This window comes from Atlantibacter sp. MEI4A-1023 (assembly GCF_056155425.1).
Genome location: NZ_CM149568.1, coordinates 1,326,026 through 1,346,187, shown reverse-complemented (window position 1 = coordinate 1,346,187; position 20,162 = coordinate 1,326,026). Strand labels below are relative to the sequence as shown.

The following is a 20,162-nucleotide window of genomic DNA, read 5'->3' as shown; positions in this document are numbered from 1 at the left end:
ATGAAACAGGAAGTTATTCTGGTACTCGATTGCGGTGCCACAAATGTACGGGCTATTGCTATTGACCGCCAGGGGAAAATTATTGCCCGGGCATCCACACCTAATGCCAGTGATATTGCTGTAGAAAATAATGCCTGGCATCAGTGGTCATTAGATTCTATTTTGCAACGCTTTGCCGATTGCTGTAAGCAAATTGCTACGGCGCTGTCATCCTGTTTAGTTCGTGGCGTGACGGTGACCACATTTGGCGTAGACGGCGCACTGGTCGATAAACACGGCGAAATACTCTATCCCATTATTAGCTGGAAATGCCCGCGTACCGCCAGAATAATGGAAAATATCAGCCAACTGATGCCGCCTCAGCAACTCCAGGCTATCTCTGGGGTTGGCGCATTCAGCTTTAACACGCTGTATAAGCTGGTATGGATTAAAGAAAACCATCCCCAACTTTTAGATAGCGCTTACGCCTGGCTGTTTATCTCCTCACTGATAAACCACCGTTTAACAGGCGAATTTACGACGGATCTAACGATGGCGGGAACCAGCCAGATGATGGATATCCGTAAACGAGATTTCAGCCCTGATATTTTGCACGCGGCGGGTTTATCACGCAGCCTATTCCCTCGCCTGGTGAACGCAGGTGAAACCATTGGCACCCTACTTCCACAGGCAGCGCATTCCCTGGGGCTTGCGCCTGGCATACCGGTTATCTCTGCCGGGCACGATACGCAGTTTGCCTTATTTGGCGCCGGGGCGGGCGAGAACGAGCCGGTTCTTTCTTCCGGCACCTGGGAAATCCTGATGGCGCGCAGCGCCCAGGTCGACACCCATTTACTGGGCCAGTATTCGGGCTCCACGTGTGAATTCGACAGCCAGACAGGGCTCCATAACCCCGGTATGCAATGGTTGGCCTCCGGCGTGCTGGAGTGGGTGCGCAAACTGCTGTGGACACCCAACACGGCCTGGCAAACGTTGATTGATGAAGCCGGGGCGGTTCCCGCTGGCGCGGAGGGCGTGACGATGCACTGCGACCTGTTATCTCATCAAAATGCAGGCTGGCAGGGGATTACCCTTAACACCACACGGGGCCATCTCTATCGTGCTGCGCTTGAAGGGCTTACCGTCCAGCTCAAAAATAATCTGCAAACGCTAGAGAAAATTGGTCATTTTAAGGCCAGCGAACTTCTGCTGGTGGGCGGCGGTAGCCGCAACGCATTATGGAATCAAATCAAAGCCAATACGCTTAATATCCCGATTAAAGTGCTGGATGATGCCGAAACCACGGTTTCCGGCGCGGCCCTGTACGGATGGTATGGCACAGGTGATTTCACCAGCCCGCTACAGGCCAGAGCAGAGATACATTATCAGTACCATTATTTCTATCCGCAGGGCGATCTTAGCGCGGCGAAAAATAGCTAAATGACTGTTAAGCAAGGCTGCCCGTTGTACGCCAGGGTTTATACTGAATAAACTGGGAGGGATTCCTGTGATATTCTCAAAATATTATAAAGATGTGTTCATGATCGTGTCGGGCGCGGCAATTATGGCCTTTGGCTTGTATCATTTTATTATTGAAAATGGTTTAGCAGAGGGCAGCTTTACGGGCATTGCCTTAATTTTTCATCACACAATGGGCATCCGTACATCGCTGGCTTTATTTCTGTTAAACATTCCTGTCTTTATTATTGGATGGTTTATCCTGGGCAAACAATCAATGGCCTATTCTTTTATCGGCATGTTGTCGTTAACCCTTTGGTTAGCCATCTTTGAAAAATGGCACGTTGATATTCGCATGCCGTATATGGTTATGGCGGCAGTGCTGGCGGGTGTTTTTTTAGGTACGGGATTAGGCATTATCTTTCGCTTTGGCGGCACCACCGGTGGGGTTGAAATCATTGCCAGGATACTTCATAAAAAATGGGATATCGATTTTGGAGTAAGTATCTTCGCGCAGGATTGCATCGTCATTATGGCTTCAGTGATTTGCTACCTTGATTTCGATAAGGCTTTGTACACTATCGTGGCACTGTTTATTTTATCCAGGTTGGTAGATAAAATTGGTTCTAAACCCCCAGCGACGGCATGTTTAGCCAGTTAAAAACGGCAGTATTGAGGCCATTAATTTCACTCCCGGTTCGGTAATAGTCTGAATGGATGTTGCGTGGTGAGGTGAAGCAGGATTATCAGGCGTCATGGCATTTTATTAATAAAGGCGGACCGCAGTCCGCCTTTATTGGTTTATTTCATTCAGGCTATCGCGCGAACCGCGCCGTCAACGTGCTGACGCAACCGGGCTTTCATATCGTTATAAGACTGGCTGGCGAAGTTCTCGGCCCATTTCTGATCGTCAATCGCTTCAACCCGTGCCGCGCAGTACTTGGTTTCCGGCGTTTTTGACGTGGGGTCGAGGTTGTCCTGCGTCAGCTCGTTACAGGCCCCAATCCACCACTGATAGGTCATATATACCGCGCCACGGTTGACCCGCTCGTTGTAATTACAGCGCGAGATCACCTTGCCGCGCCGCGACATCACCCACACCAGCGCCTGATTAGCGACGCCAAGCTGGCGGGCATCGTCCGGATGCATCTGCACAAAGCCCGGTTCATCCGCCAGGGTGACCAGCGCCCGGCAGTTGCCGGTCATCGAGCGGCAACTGTAGTGGCCGACTTCACGCACGGTACACAGTACCAGCGGGTAGCTTTCATCGGGGATTTCCGCTGGTGCGCGCCAGGCAGTGGCAAACAACTGCCCCTTGCCGCTCGGCGTGGCGAAGGTATTGCCCTGATACAGATACGGCGTGCCGGGGTGTTCCAGCGTCGGGCACGGCCACTGCACGTGGCCCAGCCCGGCCATTTTCTCCCACGTCACGCCGTAATAGAGCGGGCACAGTTCGCGCAGCTCATTCCAGATGGCCTCGTTGTTTTCGTACTTCATTGGATAGCCCATCGCGGTGGAGATCAGGCTGATGATCTCCCAGTCGCGTTTGACGTTCCCTTTGGCGTCGATGGCTTTTTCGAACCGCTGGAAACCGCGATCGGCGCAGGAGAACACCCCGCCGTGCTCGCCCCAACTGGTGGCGGGCAGGATCACATCGGCCTGTTCAGCGGTTTGGGTCATGAAAATGTCCTGCACCACGACGAATTCCAGGGCATCAAACCCACGGCGCACCAGCCCTAAATCGGCTTCGGTCTGAAGCGGATCTTCCCCCATGATGTAATAGGCTTTGACCTTACCTTCCATCGCCAGGTGCGGCACTTCGGTGATGCGATAGCCCGGTTCAGGATCGAGGGTCTGCGGATCGATACGCCAGGCTTTGGCGAATTTCTCCCGCACCGCCGGATCGCTTACCGACTGATAGCCAGGGAACAGATCCGGCAACGCGCCCATATCACAGGCACCCTGCACGTTGTTCTGCCCCCTCACCGGGCCGACGCCCACGTTCGGGCGGCCCAGATTGCCGGTGAGCAGCGCCAAGCCTGAGAGCCCTTTCACCACGTCAACCGCCTGACCAAACTGCGTCACGCCCATGCCCCACATAATGGTGGCGGACGGCGCAGCGGCGTAGGCGCGCATTGCCTGGCGGATTTCCTGTGCCGGGACGCCCACCAGATCCTCCACCGCTTCCGGGCTGTAATCCGCCACAATACTGCGGTACGCCTCAAAGCCTTCGGTGAAGTTGGCAACGTAAGCTTTATCGTAGAGATCTTCTTCGATCAATACGTGGGCGAAGGCATTAACCAGCGCCATGTTGCTGCCGTTTTTCATTTGCAGATGCTGATCGGCGATACGCGCGGTTTCGATTTTACGCGGGTCGCAGACAATGATTTTCGCGCCCTTCTCTTTGGCTTTCACCACGCGCCTGGCCACAATGGGATGCGAGTCGGCGCAGTTGTAGCCGAATACCAACAAGCACGCTGAATTTTCGATATCAGATATTGAGTTACTCATCGCGCCGTTGCCGAGGGTCTGGCGCAACCCCGCTACGGACGGGCCGTGGCATACCCTGGCGCAACAGTCGATGTTGTTGTTGCCAATCACCCCGCGGGCGAATTTCTGCATCACATAGTTGGTTTCATTTCCGGTGCCGCGCGACGATCCGGTTAGCATGATCGATTTCGGGCCGTATTTGGCCTTGATCGCCTGCAAGCGGGACGCGGTAAAGCGGATCGCCTCCTCCCAGGAGACCACTTCAAATGGCCCTCCTTTCCGGCGACGAATCATCGGTTCCTGAAGGCGTGGCGTTAGCAACCGGGTGTCGTTAAGAAAATCCCAACCGTAATAGCCTTTAAGGCAGAGTTCGTTCTGGTTGGTAACACCGTTTGCCGCTTCAGCGCGGACAATTTTGCCGTTTTCCACACACAAATTGAGTTTGCACCCTGCACCGCAGTACGGGCACACAGAAATGATTTTTTCCATTGCGTAACCTTTTCCCCTGACCAGGGAGTCAAAAGTTTAAGAAGGATCCTGAGACTGACATATCGAGCGCCGCGCGACGGCGTTTTTCCTGCACCATATTTTCGATGGCATTTCTGTCCATCACCACCAGCGCTTTCGTCGGGCACACCTCAACACAGGCGGGACCGATATCGCGGGTATGGCACAAATCACATTTATTGGCCTGGGCGCGGGTATTCAGGCCGCTGCTTAACGCGCGGTCATCGTTGACCATAACCTTTGTCACGACTTCCATGGTGCCGTAAGGGCACGCCACCACACAGGTTTTACAGCCAATACATTTTTGTTGATCGACATAAATGAAGTCGTTCCTGCGCGTAATGGCGGCATTGGGGCACACCGTCGCACAAGGGGCGTCTTCACACTGGCGGCAGATCACCGCCGTACTGACGCTAAAGCCTTTCACCACATGGATACGTGGCGAAAACTGATACTGCGTTATCTGCGCGATATCGCCGTCTCCGTGCGCCATTACACAGGCAATTTCACACGTCCGGCAGCCAATACATTTATTGGGATCCGCAAAGATGAACCGGTTCATCAGCTCACTCCTGAGTCTTCGTTATTGTTAACCGGGCAAAGCCGGTCACTCACATTGCGAAGTAGATTTAGCAAACAACGTGCCAGAATGGGGTTATAGTCACCTTCCTTTTAAATCAACAGGTTATTTAAAAATTGATGTCGCGGCATCGTCTCAAAACGGGTTTTCGGCAGAAATGTCGAACATATTTCTCAATAAAACGCCTGACAGCCGCGCGCAGTTGACCATCGGAAAAGCGGATCCCGATAATCTTCCCGCGAGGATGCCAGGACAGATATTTATGGCTTATCGAATAGATGAATTTTGCAGTCGATCACAAAAGCCAGGTTAATCACTGGGTGAAATAATCGAAATATATTCTTTGCGACAAAACTGCTGATATTTCAAACGACACTTTTGTCTGCACACGCTCGAAATTTTATTTAATGCCGTTGATTGGCTGGGTTAAGATAAATTATCCAGTAGGTAATCCCCACTAAAATGCCGCCGCCAATAATATTACCCATCGTCACCGGTATTAAATTATTAATGATAAAATCATGAATAGTTAAGGCTGGAAATTGATCGGCGTTCATGCCAATTGAATGCCAGAAGGCATCAGGGGCGAAATAGCGAATAACAATACCCATAGGGATCAGGAACAGATTGGCAATGCTGTGCTCAAATCCACTGGCAACAAACATGGCGACAGGAAATAACATTGCTACAACTTTATCCGTCAGCGAGTGGCCGGAATAACTCATCCATACCGCAAGGCAAACCATCAAATTACACAGTGTCCCCAGGCAAACCGCTTCGATAAACGTATGGTGCAATTTGTGGTCCGCCGTGCTGAGTACGCTTAACCCCCACTGCCCGCCGATGGCCATGTGCTGCCCGGCGCCCCAGATCAGCGCCACCAGGAACAGTGCGCCCGCCATGTTACCGAGATAAACCACTATCCAGTTTACAATCAGTTGCCGCCAGCTTATCAGCCCGCTCGCTTTGGCGACCACGGTTAATACCGTTGAAGTAAACAGGTCGGCGCCGCAAATCACCACCAGAATTAATCCCATGGCGAAACATAACCCCCCTGCTAATTTGGTTAATCCGTTCGCCGGGCTCGCGGTAATTACTGTAATATAAAAAACAAATGCCAGACCGATGAAAACGCCAGCGGTTACCGCCAAAAAAAATGATAAAGATTTCTTTTTTGTCGCTTTATAGCAACCAGCCTGTTCAGCTACTTTCGCCATTTCCGCTGGCAAACGTAAATCGAAAAAATTATTGTCGCTCATGTTGATCACCATCAAATCAGATTAAAAATAGAGACAGCATCAGACTCTTCTTATGCATAATCTGTACCACTCGCTTTTTAGGGAGTTGGAGTTTTGAACTGGTTAGCAAATGAGTGTAAAAACAAAGCAAATGAGAACAGTTATCAACGTAACTGAAGAATAACCTGACATGGCACATTCAAAACAATTAGTCATGAAGGTATAATTTTTTAACGGTGAAATTTATAGGGCTTATTTTCACCTGACACCAGGGTGATAAATGTGACAATGGCTTCTGACAACGTGACGACATCTTCTTCAGTGCAAGAAAATATTCTGCGGATCTCGCAAGCACTTTATATGCAAAGCGATATTCCCGGTCTGCTGCACACGCTGATCCGCCACCCGGCGTTGCCGTACCTTCCTGCGGCGCTGGAACTGCGGTTGCCGCACGTTCGCTGGCACTGCAGCGCGGATGGCAACGTCGCAAAGCAGGATAATCTGTTTTCTACTGTCCAGGATGAGCCAAAAGACGCTGTGATTCAAAATCTTACCGTTAACGGCAATGTGCTGGGACGGTTGCTGTTTATTCCTTCGGCGCAAAAACCCTTCACCGATAGCGCGAAGCTGTGGTTCAGCCAGCTTTGTACGCCCGTCGCCGCTCTGTTGCAGCATTTCCTGACCCAGGAAGCGTTGCAGAATGAATGCCGACAACTGCGTGACGAGCGCGATCACTTTCGCATTCTGGTGGACACCACCAACTCGGTGATCTCGCATCTCGATATGCATGCGCTGGTGTCGGAAGTCTCAAAGGAAATTCATCGTTTTTTCGGTATTGATTATATCGGCATGGCGCTGCTGGATGCCGATTCGCGCCATGCCCGTTTCGATCTCTATTCTACCTGGTATGCCCCCGGCGCACCGCTGGTCTGCGAACGTGAGTACATCGCCATGCAGGATACGCTGCTGGCCCAGAGCGGCGCGCAGCCGCAACTTTGCGTAATGCAGCTTAATAACGAAGATGAAAAGGTCCGTGAAGACGGCCTGCTTACCCGCGCCACCCGCAACGGGCTAAATAATGTCTGCCTGCTGCCGCTCCAGTTTGGTCATGAGCCGCAGGGCGTATTGATACTGGCCCATCGCAGCGGCGGGATGTTCCAGGGTAGCCACCTCCATTTGCTACAGCAGATCGCCGCGCGTATCAGCATCGCCGTGGATAACGCCAGCGCCTATAGCGTGATTAACCGCCTGAAAGAAACGCTCGAAATCGAGAATATCTGGCTTAACGAGCAGATTGGCGGCGAAGAACACTTTAGCGAGATCATCTACCAGAGCCAGGCGATGAAAGAGGTGCTCACTCAAATCGAGATGGTGGCGCAAAGCGATTGTACGGTGCTGATCCTCGGTGAAACCGGCACCGGCAAAGAGCTGGTGGCGCGGGCGATTCATAATTTAAGCCAGCGCAAAGGCCACCGGATGGTGAAAATGAACTGCGCCGCCATCCCCGCCACGCTGATTGAAAGCGATTTATTTGGTCATGAAAAAGGCGCGTTTACCGGCGCGACCTCGACCCACATTGGCCGTTTTGAGCGGGCGGAAGGCGGTTCGCTGTTTCTTGATGAAGTGGGCGATATGCCGCTTGAGCTACAGCCGAAGCTGCTACGCGTCTTGCAGGAGCGTGAAATTGAACGCCTGGGCAGTAACCGGGTGATCCCGGTAAACGTGCGGCTGATTGCGGCGACTAACCAGGATCTGCACCAGAAATCGCTGGATCGCGAATTCCGCAGCGATCTCTATTATCGATTAAACGTGTTCCCGATCCTGATCCCGCCGCTACGCGAGCGCCCGGAGGATATCCCATTACTGGCGAAGCATTTCACCCAAAAAATCTCCCGCCGGATGAACCGCAATATCGACAGCATTTCTGCCGAGGGTATGCGGCTGCTCAGCCAGTTACCCTGGCCGGGCAACGTGCGCGAGCTGGAAAACGTGATTGAGCGTGCGGTGATATTAAGCCAGGGCAATACGCTGCATTTACCGCTGGAGAAACTGCGCCATTATTTACCTGCCGAACCGCCTGCCCCGGTACGCACGCCGCGCGCCGCCCCGGCGATGATCACCCCACCGGTGCCGGAACATGACGATGCCGAACGTGAACGAATTATTCAGGTACTGCGGGAAACTAACGGGATTGTCGCTGGCCCACGCGGTGCGGCGGCGCGGCTGGGGTTAAAGCGCAGCACGCTGTTATCACGGATGCAGAGGCTGGGGATATCGGCGCGGGAGATTTGAGTAAAAGACTTTTAAGACAATAATGCCGGGGAATCTCCCCCGGCAAACGACCTTTTAAAAACAAACTTATATTCCTTCAGATTCCCTTTCTACCACCAGCGCCTCAATCCCCTCCGGTCCCTGCCAGTTTTCCAGATGCTGATACAACTGCTCCACCGCGTCATTCACCGCAGGAGTAATGGGAAAATAAAACGCGACAATATCCGGCTGAATGCCGATAAACGTCACGTCCGGCACATCGTCCTTCAGGCTGTCGATAAGAAACGTCAGCGGCATAGTGTGGGTGCTGACGATAAACATCTCGGCGATATCATTCGGATCGACCACCCGGATTTCGCCGGGATTGAGTCCCATATCGGTGGCATCCACCACCACCACCCGCGACGGGGCCAGTGCGCGTACCTGGTGCACCACATTTTCCGGGGCTGAACCACCGTTGACCACGGTCCAGCCAGGGATCGGGTCGCGCAGCATTTTCTCGCCGAGCATCGGCCCCGCGCCGTCATCGCCCATCATGCTATTGCCGACGGTTAACACCACGCCGTTGATCTCTGAAGGTTTCATGGTTTCCTCTTCACAATCAGGTAGATGGCTGGCTCACGCACAATATCGCCCATCAGGCGGACCAGCGTGGCGCTCCAGTGGTTAAACGGCTCGACCGCGGTATCGCGCAGCGGCGCGAGGGCATTGGCCAGCAACGACGTATGCGTGGAATCAATTGTGATCTCGCCGAAGGTCAGCAGCCCCTGCAACTTGCGTCTGGCCTCCCCTTCCGGCAGCAGTTCCAGCCACTGTTGATACTGCGCCAGCGGGCAAACCAGTTCCGTTTTCAGGCAGTCGATCATGCCGACGTGATGGCCAATCGCCAACGAGTAGTACATCACCTGCTGCGCTTCTTCCGGCACGTCGTCATCGCTGTCGACGAATTTCTGGCGCAGCGACCAGAACACCACTTCCGGCGGACGGGTGTTAGCCATGCTGGCCTCCCTGTTGTAACAGCCCGGCCAGACGCTGGACGATTTCCCGCAGCCGCGGATCGTTTTCCTCGCTGAGCCACTGCGACAAACGCGGCGCCACTTCGCTTACTGAAGCACCGTGCAGGCGTTTTAAGAACTCATCGCTAATCAGCCGCCCCTGCCAGTAACCACCCATGCGGCGGGCCTCACGCTCGATCATCACGCGGGTCGCCAACGGCACTTCCGGCAGGATCAGCGCCGCTTTTTCACCGATGGCTTCGATATGCTGTTCGCCCTTCAGTTTTTGATCGAGCAGACCCAGCGCCACCGCAAAGCCGTACAGCGTGGCGGCAGGGGTCGGCGGGCAGCCGGGGATCCACACGTCAATGGGCACGATGGATTCACTGCCGCTCCATACGCAGTACAGGTCGTGGAAAATCCCGCCGCCGCAGCCGCAGGCGCCATAGGAGATGCAGATTTTCGGGTCCGGCGCGGACTCATAGGCGCGCAGCGCCGGGACGCGCATCGCACGGGTCACTGCCCCGGTAAACAGCAGGATATCGGCGTGGCGCGGTGAGGCGACGACTTTGATACCGAAACGTTCGGCGTCAAACAGCGGGGTAATCGCCGAGAAAATCTCGATTTCGCAGCCGTTACAGCCCCCGCAGTCCACGCGATAAACATAGGCCGAGCGCTGAATATCCTTCAGCAGCGTGCTTTTCAGCTTCGCCGCCTGTTCATCCAGTTGGATCGGCTGGCTGACGTGGTGGTTCACCTTAATGTCCTGCAGGCTCATGATTTTTCTCCCACAGCAATCTGGCGCATACGCAGCGAACCGTTGGTGCTCAGGTTGTATTTTTGACGGCAGCCCGGGCAGCATTCATACACGCCGCGCAACGCGTTTACCGTGTCCGGGTCGCCGCTGGACTGGGCCAGTAAATCCAGGGTCAGCGCCAGCGCTTTTTTGGTGGTGAACGGCTGGTGGCATTGCGGGCAACTGTGCAGCGCGAACGTCGCCGTGGTGTAGAGATCGGCTTTACTGGTCACCGCCAGTTCAAACTCTTCCGACAGCACAATGGCGCGGGTCGGGCACACTTCCTCACAGCGGGCGCAAAAGATGCAGCGTCCATAGAAAATCTGCCATACCCGCTCGCCGGTGGTGGTGTTGGTTTCCATAGTTAACGCATTCGCCGGGCAGGCGACCGTACAGGCCCCGCAGGCGATGCACTGTTCGGCGTCATACACCGGTTTGCCGCGAAAGCCTGGGCAGACGTCCAACGGCTTAAACGGGTACTTAACCGTGGCTTCGCCCGTTTTGAGGATGGTTTTAAACAGTTTCAGCATCGTTTAGTCCTCACTTGAGCGGCGACTGGGTGCGCTCAATCCCGTAGCGTTCAATCTCCTGATACGGCACGGTTTTGACGCTGCGTTTACGCACATCCACCAGCGTGACGCGGTCGGTACAGGAGTAACAAGGGTCAAGGCTGCCGATAATCAGCGGCGCATCGGAAACGGTGTTGCCCTGCAACATGTAGCGCAGCACCGGCCAGTTAGCGTAGGTCGCCGCACGGCAGCGCCAGCGGTACAGTTTCTGGTTATCGCCCAGCATGCTCCAGTGAATGTCTTCGCCGCGCGGCGCTTCGGTATAGCCCAGCGCGAATTTATGCGGTTTATAGGTAAAGCCTTCGGTGAGGATGTCGCCTTCCGGCAGGTTGTCCAGCGCGTACTCAATCATCGCCAGAGAATCGAACACCTCTTTTACGCGCACCATCACGCGGGAGAACACGTCGCCGCCATCCATCGTAAACAGGGTTTTCGGCAGGTTGCCGTAATCGGCGAACGGGTGGTCAAAGCGCACGTCGCGGGCAAAGCCGCTGGCGCGGATCATCGGCCCTACCGGGCTGTGGTCGCGGGCGACTTTACGGTCCAGTACGCCGACGCCCACGGTACGCTGTTCGATATTCGGCGTCGTGAGCAGCATATCCACCAGGTTCTGAAATTCGACGCGCATTTCGCGCACCAGCTTCAGGGTGTTCAGGCGCTGGGTTTTGTTGATGTCGCGGCGCACGCCGCCAATCAGGTTCATGCCGTAGGTTTTCCGCGCCCCGGTCAGCAATTCCGCCATGGTCATGGATTTCTCCCTGATGCGGAAAAACTGCATAAAACCGGTATCGAAGCCAACGAAGTGGCTGCTCAGGCCGATGTTCAGCAGGTGGCTGTGCAACCGCTCCACTTCCAGCAGAATAGTGCGGATGGTATGGGCGCGTTGCGGCACGTAAATCCCCAGCGCGTTTTCCACCGAGGTGGCATAGGCCACGCTGTGGGTAAAACCGCAGATACCGCATACGCGATCGGACAGGAACGTGACTTCGTTATAGCCCATGCGGGTTTCCGCCAGTTTCTCCATGCCGCGATGGACATAGAACAGGCGGTAATCGGCATCGACAATCTGCTCGCCGTCGACGAACAGCCGGAAGTGGCCCGGTTCGTCGGAGGTGATATGCAGCGGGCCAATCGGCACCACGCGGGTCTCCCCGGTGGCTTCATTGACGAACGGATAGGTTTCCGTTTCCGTGGTCGGTGCCGGGCGCTGGCGGTAATCCATCGTGTCTTTGCGCAGCGGATAGAGATCGTCCGGCCAGTCGTCCGGCAGCACCAGACGGCGTTCATCCGGCAGACCCACCGGCTTCAGGCCGTACATATCGCGCACTTCGCGCTCGCCCCAGACCGCCGCAGGCACGCGCGGCGTCACGGACGGGTACTCCTGGGTAATCGGGCTGACAAACGCCTTCACGGTGATCCAGCACTTCTCTTCGCCTTCGAGAGACAGCACGTAATACACCGCAAACTGCCCGTTGAGCGGGCGCTCGTCATTGCCGAACAGCACCGGCAGCCAGCCGTTCAACTGGTAATAAATGAATTCCACGACCTCCGGCAGCGCGTCAGTTTTAACCGTAATGGTGAGCTGATCCGCCGTTTGCCATTCCTCGTCCAGCACCGCCGCCGGGAATTTTTGGCGGATTTGCGCCAGATAGCCCACGCCGCGCCTGGCGCTGTTTTGCATATTGTTGACAAAATTTTCGTAGCTCACGTTACTTCTCCTGACGATGAGTTGTGGCGGTAATGGATGCGTCGTGGGTGGCCCACGGCCACGAATAGCGCTGTTGTGAATCGGGCTGGTTCAGGACGATGGTGGACGCGCGCTCCAGCATATGGGTAACAGGTTTCGGAATATGGGTGCCCATTACCAGCATTAACACCAGCAGGATCAGCAGCGGCAGCGTAGTCAACAGCCCCAGCTCGCCTTTGGCGACCGCCTGCGGCGCTTCGCCGAAGCACACTTTAGCGACCATGCGGATCAGCCCACCCAGCACTACCGTTAACAGCAGTAGCAGCACGATAGTGAGCCACAGATGCTCGCCCGCCAGCCCGGCGGTCACGGTCATAAACTCGCTGAGGAACACGTTGAACGGCGGCATCCCGCCGAGGGCCAGCGCGCCGCCCGCCAGCAGCACCGCGCTGAACGGCGCGACGCGCATCATCCCGCGCACCACATCCAGGTCCCGGGTACCGTATTTCAACAGCAGGTTGCCGGAACCGCAGAACAGCAGCGCTTTCGCCAGGCTATGGTTGAGGGTATGCAGCAGTCCGGCCAGCACGCCGAGCGGACCGCCGATGCCGATTGCCACTGCGATCAGCCCCATGTTCTCCACGCTCGAATAGGCCAGCAGGCGTTTCACGTCGCGTTGAACCAGGATAAAGAACGCCGCGACCGCCACCGACAGCATCCCGAAGACAATCAGCAAGGTGTTGGGGAACTGCGGGCCAATCGCCGCGCTGATCAGGATGTAGTAGCGCACGATGATTAGCAGCGCGCAGTTCAGCAGCACCGCAGAGAGCAGCGCACTGGTCGGGCTGGGCGCTTCACTGTGCGCATCCGGTAGCCAGGCGTGCATCGGGAAAATCCCCATCTTGGTGCCAAAGCCGATCAGCACGAACACAAACGCCAGGTGCATCAGCGTCGGGTCCAGCAGATCCGGGTGTTTCATCACTTCGGTCCAGAAAATAGCGTCGCCCGGATTCGGCAGGACGCCCGCCGCGTTGGAATAGACCAGCACCGTGCCGTAGAGACCAAACGCCACCCCAACGGTACAAATGATGATGTACTTCCAGGCCGCCTCCAGCGACGAACGCTGGCCGTACAGCCCTACCAGGAAAGTCGAGCTGAGGGTAGTGGCCTCAATGGCCGCCCACATCAGGATCAGGTTATTACTGGTCACCACCAGCAGCATGGTGAAGATAAACAGGTGGAAGAAGCCGTAGTAGTTGCACAGGCTCTTCACGCTCAGTTCACCGCTGTTCACCTCGTGGTTCATATACCCGATAGAGTACAGCCCGGTTAAAAACCCGACCACGCCCAGCAGCCCGAGGAACAGACCGCTCAGGCTGTCGAGATGCAGCCACTGGTGAGCCGCCAGTAAATCCTGGTGCTCATAGACCAGCGCCACGCCCCACAGGCTGACACCCAGCAGCGCGGTGATAGCAATGGCATGCAGCGCCGTCACTACGCCGCGCGCGCCGTCGCCGAGCAGGCGGCAGGCGAACGCCAGTAGCGCGACCACCAGCGGTATGCCCAGCAGCCAGAAAAACATCGTACTGTCATTCATCTGCTTACCCCTTCAACGCCGTCAGTTGATCAACATTGAGCGTGTTGAGCGTGTGATAAATTTTGCGCGCCAACACCGCCATGACGATCACGGCAAAAATGGCGTCCGTGGCGATCCCGATTTCCACCAGCTCCGGCGCGCGGTTCGCCAGCAGCGCCAGCGTCAGGTGCGAGCCGTTTTCCATCAGGCAGTAGCCGAATACCTGCTTGAGGATGTTGCGCTGGGTAACGATGCACAGCAGCCCCAGCAGGAAGTGGCCCAACGACACCGCCAGCGCCGGTTTCAGTTCCGTTACCAGCGGCACCGTTACCGGCTCCACCACGAACCAGGCCAGCAGCACGATGGCCGCCGCGGCGACCATCAACAGCGCCGGGCTGATAATCCCGGCATTGGCGCTGGGATCGGAGAGTTTGCGAAACGCGTAGCCCATAATCAGCGGCACCATCACCACTTTGGTGATAAAGGCGCTGATCGACCAGGAGAGCAGCTCATGGGCGTTGAGGGTTTCCGCCAGGGTGACAAAAATGCCCACCAGCATTAGCGACTGCAGCGCGTAGAACCAGCACGCGGCGGCAGGACGTTTGACGCCAATCACCAGCAGCGAGGTGATCATCATCACGCCGGCAAGGTTATTGACGATAAGTGTTCCGGTCATGTTCGACTCCCTTATCCCAACCAGGCGACAGCAATGACGCTGGAGCACAGCGACATCACCACCAGGACAATCAGTACCACCCGCATCGCGACCGGTACCGGTGAGGCCTCCGCCACCGCTTCGCTCGGCTCGCCAGGCACCACGCGCCCAAACCAGTAAAGCAGCCAGGCGAAGCTCGCCACCGATTCAACCAGCAGCAGCACCATCAGCGGAGTCATGACCCAATACTCGCTGGACAGCGCGAAACCGGCGGCAAACAGCGGGTACTTGCTGAAAAAGCCGTTGAATGGCGGCACCCCGGCAATCGCCAGCGCCGCCACGCAGAAGCCGACGCCCAGCAGCGGCATGGTGCGCATCAGCCCTTTCAGCTTCGGCAGCATACGGGTGCCGCAGCTGTAGCTGAGTGCACCCGCCACCAGGAAGAACAGGCTCTTGGCGAAAGCGTGGTTGAAGATGTAGGCGATACCGCCGTTGAAGGCTTCTTTCGAGCCGAACACCGACATCGACAGGGCGAAGAAAATCCAGCCCAGTTGCGTGATGGTCGACCAGGCGAGCAGGCGCTTCATGTCTTTCTGCGGCAGATACATCATGAAGCCGTAGACGATGGTGAGGCTCGCCATGCCCATGCCGATCCAGCCGATAATGTGCGGCACCTGGTCGGCAGAGAGAATGGCGCGGGCAAAGATGTACACACCCACTTTCACCATTGACGCGGCATGCAGGTAAGCACTCACCGGGGTCGGCGCTTCCATGGCGTCCGGCAGCCAGGCCTGCAACGGCAACTGGGCCGATTTGCCCCAGGCCGCGAACAGGATCCCGCCGAACACAATCAGGCTTGCCGGGCCGTCCAGCTCCGCCAGCGCGCTTAAGGCGAAGGTGCCGGTTTGCAGGAACAGCGTCGCCGCCGCCAGATACAGGCCGATGGACGCAACGTGGGTGATCAGCAGCGCTTTCATGGCGGAGCGCTGGGATTTCGCGCTCTGGTAATAGCCAATCAGGCCCCAGGAACAGCCGCCGGTGATTTCGAAAAACAACAGTTGCCCGAGGATGGTTGATGACAACACCAGCCCGGCCATCGCGCCGATAAACACCAATAGCAGCGCGTAGTAGCGGTTGGTGCCGTCGTGCGGATGCTCGCGGTTGCCTTTGGTCAGATAGCCGGTGGAGTAAAGGCTGACTAAGAAGCCTAAAAACACCACCGCGAACACGATCAGCGTGCTGACCCGATCGAGAGTGAAGCCAAACAGCGCCACATCGCCGTACTGAACCAGCGACAGCGTGGTCGCTTCCATGCCGCCCAGATAAAACAGCCATGCCAGTTGAACCGTGCCCAGCGTCGCCAGCAGCGCGACGAGGGTACACAGCCACGGCGCGTAACGCTGCGGCAGGCAGGCCGTGAGCAGCGCCCCGATAAAGGGGATCAGCAGGGTCGCAAGTGCGATAGTTTCCATAATGGTTTCCCTGGCTCCTTACAGACCGGTTAAGTAAAAGACGAAGGCAAGCGCCGCGACGCCGAAGCCAAGCCAGGTGACGCGGTGAGTCAGCAGGAAGCGTCCACGCGCCAGGCTGTTCTCAATCAGCCCGGCCAGCACAAATACCACCAGCAGCTTGATGCAGGTGGCGAGCACCGCCCACATCAGCGCCGGCGGGGTAAATTCCGCCGCTTTGCCAAACGGGATAAACACCGCCAGGAACAGTTGCGCCACCACCACCTGCTTCAGGCCCAGCCCCCATTTCACCAGTGCGAACCCTGAGCCGGAGTATTCGGTCAACGGCCCTTCCTGCAATTCCTGCTCCGCTTCCGCGAGGTCAAACGGCAGTTTGCCCATCTCGATAAAGCAGACGAAGGCGCAGGCGATAAACGCCAGCAGCGTGGCGGTCGGCGAGCTCCAGCCCTGCGCCAGGGTGGCGCTGATGGTGCCGATATTGGTGGAGCCGGCGATCAGCGCGACAACCAGCAGCGCGAGGATCAGCGTCGGCTCGACTAAAATGCCGATCACCAGCTCGCGGCTGGCCCCAATCCCGGCGAAGGTGCTGCCGGTATCCAGCCCGGAAAGCGAGAAGAAAAAGCGGAACAGCGCGAACAGGTATAGCAGCGTGATCAAATCCCCTGCCCCGCCGAACGGCGACATCAGGGTGAAGATCGGTAAGGTCATCGCCACCAGCAGCATCGAACCCAGCAGCACGTAAGGCATGATGCGGAACATCACCCCCGACTGCGCCGGGGCCACTTCCTGGCGTTTAAGTAATTTGGCGATATCGCGGTAGTCCTGCCAGATGCCCGGCCCCTGGCGCGAGTGCATCCGGGCGCGGATCTGGCGGGAGATCCCGGTGAGTAACGGGGTAACCCCCAGCATAATCAGGGCCTGAACCAGCGCGAACAGCCCCATGGTCAGCGTTGGTGTGTGTTGCGTTAACATGCGCTCCCTCCTCAGACCGCGGTGATCACGAGTAAAACGACCAGCGCCGCCACGACGTACAGGCAGTAGAGACGGAAATCCCCACCCTGTAGTCGCTGTATCCCGCTGCCCAGGGACTGGGCCAGGCGGACCAACGGATAGATAATTTTTTCATCCCAGAACGGCTCGACGCGGGTCGCGCCTGCGGTGGTTTTCTCCAGCGCCCGGCCCAGCCCGGCAGACGGGTCAAGCTGGCGACGCAGTTTGTACAACGAGGAGAACATCACGCGCAGCGGCTGGGTGAAGCTGCCTGCGGAGGCCGACATCGCCTCTTCCCAGGCGTAACCACAGGCCCACGGCTCGCCGCGACGGCGGAAACTTTGTTGCCCGCTGCGACTGGAGAGATAAATCATCAGAGGGATCAGCGGCAGGGCCAGCAGCAGAATGAACATCACCGCCGGTGAGAGCATCGCCTGATGGGCTACGCCCGGCACCAACAACGCCCCTTCGCTTACCGTCACGGCGGGTGTTTGCACCAGCCCGGCGGCGATGTGAGCGATAACCGGCGCGATCCACGCCGCGCCAATGCCCAACACCACGCACAGCAGCGCCAGAAGCAGCATCGCGGCGGTCATCGGCCACGGCACTTCACGCGCCTGGGCCGCTTTCTCGCTGCGCGCGCCGCCGCAGAAGCTGATGCCGTACACTTTCACGAAGCACATCGCCGCCAGCGCCCCGGTGATAGCCAACATCACCATGGCGATCGGACCGCTCAGTTTCATGATAAAGCTGCCGTCGCGGCTCATGGTGAACAGCGACTGATAGGTGTACCACTCGCTGATAAACCCGTTGAGCGGCGGCAGTGCGGAGATCGCCATACAGCCGATCAGGAACGCCATGCCGGTCAACGGCATCACCTTGCCCAGGCCGCCCATTTTTTCCATATCGCGGGTATGAACGCGGTAAATAATCGCGCCCGCGCCGAGGAACAGCAGCCCTTTAAACACCGCATGGTTCACCAGGTGGTAGAGCGCGCCGAGAATGCCCAGCGTCGCCAGCACTGGGTGGCCGGTGGCGATGCCCACCATGCCGACGCCGACGCCCATCAAAATAATCCCGATGTTTTCCACGGTGTGCCAGGCCAGCAGACGCTTGATGTCATGCTCCGCCAGCGCATACAGCACGCCCAGCACCGCCGAGACCGCGCCGAACGCCAGCACCACAATCCCCCACCACATCTGGGTGGCGAGCAAATCAATGCCGACTTTGATGATCCCGAAGATACCGATTTTCACCATCACGCCCGACATTAATGCCGAGGCATGAGACGGCGCGGCGGGGTGCGCGCGCGGCAGCCAGCTGTGCAGCGGCAGCATCCCGGCTTTAGCCCCAAAGCCCAGGAACGCCAGCAGAAACACCACCGACGCAGTGCCCGGCGCGAGTTGCAGCGTGCGGAAGCTGGCGAAATCCAGGCTGCCGCTCTCCCGCCACAGCAGGAAAAACGCCATCATGATCAGCACCGATCCGGCGTGGGCAATAAAGAAGTACAGCAGCCCGGCGCTGACTGACTCGTCGTCCTGTTCAGCGATAACCAAAAACCACGACGCCAGCGACATCATTTCAAACAGGATGATGAAGTAGAACGCGTTGTCCATCACCACCAGGCCGACCATCGAAGCGATAAACAGGTTCATAAAGAACCCCATGCCCCACGCGCCACGCCCCCGGTATTCCTGAACATATGACAGCGAATACAGCGAGCACACCACCACCAGCAGTGAAATCACCAGCAGCATAAAGGCCGCCAGCCCGTCGAGCCGCACGCTAAAAGCCGCGAACGGGAACAGGCCCTGGGTGGCAAACACCACTGCGTCGCCGCCCATCACCACCGGCCAGGCGGCGGCGATACCCAGAATGCCGCCGACCATGGCGCTTACGCCAGCGACATAAATGGCGATCCGCTCCGCATGGCGCAGCAGCAGAGATGCACAGCCGCCCGCCACGTAAAGCACAATGGCCCACAAAAGAAGCTGAAGAGAATCCATCATAATTTCTGCTCCTGAGAAGCGGTGGGGAACAGGTTCAGTTCCGGCGGCAGGCTGCTCATCGCCGCCAGACGCCGCGCTTTTGCCTCCCGCGCGATGCCGCGTTCATCCACCAGTTTCAGCGCCGCCGTCGGGCATACCCTGACGCAGGCCGGGCCTTCCGCGTGGAAATCGCATAAGTCGCATTTCACCGCCACACTGCGCACGCCTGCGTTCCAGGCAAGGAACGGGTTCATGCTGGCGGGGCTTTCCGGCACATCGGCCAGCAGATTTGCCGGAACGTAGTTTTCGAATTGCGTGGGGATAGACAGCGGGCAGCTGCCCGATGGCGTGATAGCCCCGAACGGACAGGCCAGGCCGCATAACTTACAGCCGATACACAGGCTTTCGTTAAGCACGATGGCGTCGTTGTCATGCGTAATGGCGTTCACCGGACACACCCTGGCGCAGGGGGCATCCTCGCAGTGACGGCAAAGCATGGGGGCGGTCTGCGCGTCAACGCGGGTGACGGTCAGACGTGGATGCGATTGTAATCCTTGAGCCTTATGGACCTCCGAACAGGCAGCCATACAGGTATTGCATCCGATACATAGCTGCGGCTCCGCAATCACGAAGCGATTCATCGCTGTACCCTCCAGAATCATATGAATAACAGCGAGTCGATACCGTCGGCATTGCCCACTGCTGGTCTTGTCAGCAGGCTTTAAGCAGGAAGTGTGCCAGTTTATTCTTTGTTTTTTATTATCTTAAAAATCAATTAATTGAATTGAAAACATGCCTGGACAGGGCAGATGTCGAACGCGGTAACATGCCGAGTCGGCATTTGTGTCGACACGGTTCAGGCAGCGGTTTGCGTTAAAGCAGAGAAAACGTGCCGGACGCTCGGCACGTTGTAG

Annotated in this window: 17 protein-coding genes; 3 read left to right on the top strand and 14 right to left on the bottom strand. The window is 57.0% G+C overall.

The window, feature by feature from the left end:
• Window positions 1-1,419: an L-fuculokinase gene (fucK, locus tag ACVV26_RS06530; RefSeq protein WP_474800584.1), complete on the top strand. Its 1,419-nt coding sequence runs from the start codon at window positions 1-3 to the stop codon at window positions 1,417-1,419.
• A gap of 100 nt (window positions 1,420-1,519) precedes the next feature.
• Window positions 1,520-2,098, top strand: a complete 579-nt coding sequence (locus ACVV26_RS06525) for a YitT family protein (protein ID WP_474800583.1) — start codon at window positions 1,520-1,522, stop codon at window positions 2,096-2,098.
• Between the two features lie 149 nt (window positions 2,099-2,247).
• On the opposite strand, the gene fdhF is transcribed toward ACVV26_RS06525, so the two are convergent.
• The 3 genes from fdhF to focA form a co-directional block, all read right to left on the bottom strand.
• Window positions 2,248-4,416 carry a formate dehydrogenase subunit alpha gene (gene fdhF / locus ACVV26_RS06520; RefSeq protein ID WP_474800581.1) on the bottom strand — a complete coding sequence of 723 codons (2,169 nt, stop codon included), beginning with the start codon at window positions 4,414-4,416 and terminating at the stop codon, window positions 2,248-2,250.
• A gap of 28 nt (window positions 4,417-4,444) precedes the next feature.
• Window positions 4,445-4,996 carry an electron transport protein HydN gene (gene hydN, locus ACVV26_RS06515; RefSeq protein ID WP_474800579.1) on the bottom strand — a complete coding sequence of 184 codons (552 nt, stop codon included), beginning with the start codon at window positions 4,994-4,996 and terminating at the stop codon, window positions 4,445-4,447.
• Between the two features lie 422 nt (window positions 4,997-5,418).
• Window positions 5,419-6,273, bottom strand: coding sequence for a formate transporter FocA (focA, locus tag ACVV26_RS06510; protein ID WP_474801762.1), 855 nt, complete (start codon window positions 6,271-6,273; stop codon window positions 5,419-5,421).
• 267 nt (window positions 6,274-6,540) lie between these two features.
• Between focA and ACVV26_RS06505 the strand changes: the two genes are divergently transcribed.
• Window positions 6,541-8,544 carry a sigma 54-interacting transcriptional regulator gene (locus tag ACVV26_RS06505; protein WP_474801761.1) on the top strand — a complete coding sequence of 668 codons (2,004 nt, stop codon included), beginning with the start codon at window positions 6,541-6,543 and terminating at the stop codon, window positions 8,542-8,544.
• Between the two features lie 66 nt (window positions 8,545-8,610).
• Here the strand turns inward: ACVV26_RS06505 and hycI are convergent, their stop codons facing one another.
• From hycI to ACVV26_RS06450, 11 genes are read right to left on the bottom strand one after another with little or no spacing between them, the layout of a single operon-like run.
• Window positions 8,611-9,108, bottom strand: coding sequence for a hydrogenase maturation peptidase HycI (hycI, locus tag ACVV26_RS06500; RefSeq protein WP_474800577.1), 498 nt, complete (start codon window positions 9,106-9,108; stop codon window positions 8,611-8,613).
• Entirely contained in the window at window positions 9,105-9,521 is a 417-nt protein-coding gene (locus ACVV26_RS06495; protein ID WP_474800575.1) for a formate hydrogenlyase maturation HycH family protein, read from the bottom strand. The genes hycI and ACVV26_RS06495 overlap by 4 nt, the downstream gene beginning before the upstream one ends.
• Complete coding sequence (locus ACVV26_RS06490) at window positions 9,514-10,296, bottom strand: NADH-quinone oxidoreductase subunit B family protein (protein ID WP_474800573.1); 783 nt, start codon at window positions 10,294-10,296, stop codon at window positions 9,514-9,516. Before ACVV26_RS06490 ends, ACVV26_RS06495 begins: the two co-directional genes overlap by 8 nt.
• Window positions 10,293-10,844, bottom strand: coding sequence for a hydrogenase 4 subunit H (gene hyfH, locus ACVV26_RS06485; protein ID WP_474800571.1), 552 nt, complete (start codon window positions 10,842-10,844; stop codon window positions 10,293-10,295). The genes ACVV26_RS06490 and hyfH overlap by 4 nt, the downstream gene beginning before the upstream one ends.
• A gap of 10 nt (window positions 10,845-10,854) precedes the next feature.
• Complete coding sequence (locus tag ACVV26_RS06480; protein ID WP_474801759.1) at window positions 10,855-12,564, bottom strand: hydrogenase large subunit; 1,710 nt, start codon at window positions 12,562-12,564, stop codon at window positions 10,855-10,857.
• A 28-nt stretch (window positions 12,565-12,592) separates the two neighbouring features.
• Window positions 12,593-14,167, bottom strand: a complete 1,575-nt coding sequence (locus tag ACVV26_RS06475; RefSeq protein ID WP_474800569.1) for a hydrogenase 4 subunit F — start codon at window positions 14,165-14,167, stop codon at window positions 12,593-12,595.
• 4 nt (window positions 14,168-14,171) lie between these two features.
• Entirely contained in the window at window positions 14,172-14,822 is a 651-nt protein-coding gene (gene hyfE, locus ACVV26_RS06470) for a hydrogenase 4 membrane subunit (RefSeq protein ID WP_474800567.1), read from the bottom strand.
• Between the two features lie 11 nt (window positions 14,823-14,833).
• Complete coding sequence (locus tag ACVV26_RS06465; RefSeq protein ID WP_474800565.1) at window positions 14,834-16,273, bottom strand: hydrogenase 4 subunit D; 1,440 nt, start codon at window positions 16,271-16,273, stop codon at window positions 14,834-14,836.
• An 18-nt stretch (window positions 16,274-16,291) separates the two neighbouring features.
• Window positions 16,292-17,242 carry a respiratory chain complex I subunit 1 family protein gene (locus tag ACVV26_RS06460; protein ID WP_474800563.1) on the bottom strand — a complete coding sequence of 317 codons (951 nt, stop codon included), beginning with the start codon at window positions 17,240-17,242 and terminating at the stop codon, window positions 16,292-16,294.
• An 11-nt stretch (window positions 17,243-17,253) separates the two neighbouring features.
• Entirely contained in the window at window positions 17,254-19,266 is a 2,013-nt protein-coding gene (hyfB, locus tag ACVV26_RS06455; RefSeq protein ID WP_474801757.1) for a hydrogenase 4 subunit B, read from the bottom strand.
• Window positions 19,266-19,889 (bottom strand): 4Fe-4S dicluster domain-containing protein, encoded by a 624-nt coding sequence (locus tag ACVV26_RS06450; RefSeq protein ID WP_474800561.1) that lies wholly within the window; start codon window positions 19,887-19,889, stop codon window positions 19,266-19,268. The genes hyfB and ACVV26_RS06450 overlap by 1 nt, the downstream gene beginning before the upstream one ends.
• Window positions 19,890-20,162: the final 273 nt, after the last annotated feature.